This is a genomic window from Streptosporangium minutum (assembly GCF_002149035.1).
GTDB classification, from domain to species: Bacteria; Actinomycetota; Actinomycetes; order Streptosporangiales; family Streptosporangiaceae; genus Streptosporangium; species Streptosporangium minutum.
Window position 1 is genome coordinate 1 of record NZ_NGFP01000434.1, and the last position, 3,395, is coordinate 3,395.

General features: G+C 67.3%; 4 protein-coding genes. 3 read left to right on the forward strand and 1 reads right to left on the reverse strand.

The window, feature by feature from the left end; genetic code table 11:
• The coding region (locus CA984_RS43145) for a hypothetical protein (protein ID WP_207621267.1) at positions 1-339 on the reverse strand (339 nt) is incomplete at its 3' end.
• Positions 340-890: 551 nt separating this feature from the next.
• Here CA984_RS43145 and CA984_RS43155 point away from each other — a divergent pair.
• The 3 genes from CA984_RS43155 to CA984_RS43165 form a co-directional block, all read left to right on the forward strand.
• Positions 891-2,021 (forward strand): GNAT family N-acetyltransferase, encoded by a 1,131-nt coding sequence (locus tag CA984_RS43155; RefSeq protein WP_086579055.1) that lies wholly within the window; start codon positions 891-893, stop codon positions 2,019-2,021.
• Between the two features lie 207 nt (positions 2,022-2,228).
• Entirely contained in the window at positions 2,229-3,005 is a 777-nt protein-coding gene (locus CA984_RS43160; protein ID WP_242676493.1) for a glycosyltransferase family 2 protein, read from the forward strand.
• A 2-nt stretch (positions 3,006-3,007) separates the two neighbouring features.
• A partial coding sequence (locus CA984_RS43165; protein ID WP_242676494.1) for a glycosyltransferase family 2 protein occupies positions 3,008-3,395 on the forward strand: 388 nt, incomplete at its 3' end.

The following is a 3,395-nucleotide window of genomic DNA, read 5'->3' on the forward strand; positions in this document are numbered from 1 at the left end:
GCCCAAGGCCGGGCGGCTGGCCGTCTCGTGTCCCACGGACATCGGAGAGGGGGCGGGGCAGATCCGGCTCTCCGCGCGCGACGCCGCGCTCTCGTGGTCGGCGACCACCTCGGGCGGCCTGAACGTCCATCCCCGGCGGGGGCGGCTCAAGGCCGGAGCCGGGGCCATGATCTGGGTCACCGCCGCCGACCCCGGGGAGAGCGGCACGGGACGGGTCGCGTTCACCTCCGCCGGGGGCGGCTCCAGTTGCGCGATCTCATGGGAGAGTCCCGAGCCGGAGGTCTCGGATCCGCCCAGCGACCCGCCTCCTCTCCCCACCGAGGCGCCCACGTCCTCCACTTCTCCTAGTACAGAACCGTAGAAAACGTGATCTTCTGACTTGATCGTCGACAACTTCCTGACTTAACTTTGCAATCCGGTAAACCGTGGGGTGATGCCATGCGTCGGCATTGACGCGCATGCGGGCTGGTTGGTCACATGAATATGCGATCAGCAATTCGATCACCAGCCGGGAGCAGCGAGATGCCGACAGACCGCGAGGTGCTCAAATGGGCGCTCATCCTTGCGTGCGCGACAGGGGCCGTCGTCGCACTCGCCGACCTCGGATCTCCATTACGGATGATCTTCACTCCGCTGTTCCTTCTGGCGGTCCCCGGGTTCGCGGTGGCGGGACTGTTGCGTGATCGTGATCCTCTTACTGCAATATCAGTGGGAGTGACGGCCGGCCTGCTCGCGAACGTTCTCCTCGCCACAGCGATGCTGTCCTTTGAATCATGGTCGCCCCGTGCCGGAGTAGCGACGATCGCGGTGCTCGGTGGCTTTATATATGTATTGCGCCTGTTGCAGCGGGGGAGCGGAAGCTTGCGGACCGAACAGGGGGCCGGGTCAGGGTGAAGATCACTGTTGTGCGCCCGCAGGACCTCGGCGAGGCCGAGTCCCACCGATGGCGCGAGATCCAGAAAGCCTCCCCCAGCCTCGACAACCCCTTCCTCTCGGTGGACTTCGCCCTGGCCATGGGGAGGCTCCGGGACCACGTCAGGGTCGCGGTGATCGAGGACGGCGGCGAGATCGCGGGGTTCCTCCCCCACGAGCGGCACGGCTTCGGCGTCGGCAGGCCGCTGGGCGGCCACCTCACCACCTGCCAGGGGCTGATCTCGGTCCCCGAGCTGAAGATCGACCCCCGTGACCTGCTCCGGGCCTGCGGGCTGTCGACCATCGACTTCGACCACCTGGTCGCCGGCCAGCCCACGTTCGCCCCCTACGAGACGGACGTACGGCCGGCCCCCGTCATGGACCTCAGCGGCGGTTTCGACGCCTACGTCGAGCGGGTGCGCGCCGGCTCGGCGAAGAACTACAAGACCGTCCGCTACAAGGAGCGCAAGCTCGGCCGCGAACGGGGCGAGATCCGGTTCGAGTGGGACTCCGCGGACATCGGGACGCTGCGCGCGGTCATGGCCTGGAAGTCGGACCAGTACCGGCGGACCGGGCGGGTGGACCGTTTCGCCCAGCCGTGGATCGTGCGGCTCGTCGAGGACCTGCACTCCCGGCGGTCCGACGACTTCGCCGGCGTGCTCACCATGGTCTACGCCGGAGACACCCCCGTCGCCGGGCACTTCGGCCTCCGCACGGCGCACACCCTGGTGGGCTGGTTCCCCGCCTACGACCCCGCCTACGCCCGCTACTCCCCCGGGATCATGCACCACCTGCACATGGCCGAACACGCCGCGAACGCGGGACTGCACCAGGTGGACATGGGAAAAGGCGGCCGTGAATACAAGGAATGGCTTAAAACCGGCGTTTTAATGGTCGCCGAGGCGCGCATCTCGCGCCCGTCTCCGGTGGCCGCCGCCCAGTGGCTGGGCCGGGTCCCCATCAGCAGGCTCCGCACCGTCGTAGTGGACAACCCCTCCCTTTTCCGAGCCGCGGACCGGCTCCTCAAGGGCTACGGCAGAGCGAGATCCACTCTCCTGTCCCGCCCCATATCCCGTCCCACCGCGGAACAATCACCCAAGGCGCATTAGCCGCTTTCCTCACAGCAGTAACCGCAACCCCTCAGATCGCGTCTTCCGATAATCCTTCACTCCCGACGTAAGGCCTCTCTTGATCACAGTTGCGCCGTTCCCATTGCACGTCGGGGGCGAGCGCACGGAAGGACAAAAGGAATATCCGCCATCATGAATCCCGAGTCCGTCAGGCAGAACGGTAAGCAGATCGGCATGTTACGTTCCATGCCGCCACTTGAGCGGTTCACCCCGCTCACCCCTCACATGGCCATTTCCCCGACCGTCAGCGTCGTCGTGCCCGCGATGAACGAGGCGGAGAACCTCCCGCACGTCTTCGCCACACTCCCGCAGTGGATAGACGAGATCGTGCTCGTCGACGGCCACTCGGTGGACGACACCGTCGCCGTCGCCAGGCGGCTGCGGCCCAACGTACGGATCATCACACAGAGCGGCAAGGGCAAGGGCGACGCGCTCGCCGCCGGCTTCGCCGCGTGCACCGGCGACATCATCGTGATGATCGACGCCGACGGGTCCACCGACGGCCGCGAGATCATCCAGTTCGTGGGCGCCCTGGTCACCGGGGCGGACTTCGTCAAGGGGTCCCGCTACGCCGCCGGCGGGGGCAGCGACGACCTGACCTTCAGCCGCCGTGCCGGCAACAAGGTCCTCACCACCCTGGTCAACCTGATCTACGGCACCCGCTACAGCGACCTGTGCTACGGCTACAACGCCTTCTGGGCCCGGCACCTGAAAGCGCTCGACCTCGACTGCGAGGGCTTCGAGGTCGAGACGCTGATGAACATCCGCGCCGCCAAGGCCGGGCTCCGCGTCCACGAGGTGCCCAGCCACGAGCGGTGCCGGATCCACGGCGAGAGCAACCTGCGCGCGGTCCGCGACGGCCTGCGCGTGCTCAGGACCATCATCCGGGAGTGGCGCCAGCGGCCGTACGCCCCGGCGCCGGAACCCCACACCGCCCCGGCGGCGGACCAGGGCGCGGCCTAGCCATGAACAGCAGTATCGTCATATGCGTCTACACCGAGGAACGCTGGGAGGACATCCAGGCGGCCGTCGAATCGGTCGAGAACCAGCGGCGCAGGCCGTACGAGATCATCCTGGTCGTCGACCACAATCCGGATCTTCACCTGCGGCTCAAGCAGCGCTATCCCGGCGCGATCGTGGTGGAGAACACGCACGAGCGAGGGCTGTCCGGCGGCAAGAACACCGGCGCGGCGACCGCCTCGGGCGACATCGTGGCCTATCTGGACGATGACGCGGTAGCGGAGCCCGGCCTTGGCGGCGCGGATGTTCATCAGCGTCTCGACCTCGAAGCCCTCGCAGTCGAGGTCGAGCGCTTTCAGGTGCCGGGCCCAGAAGGCGTTGTAGCCGTAGCAC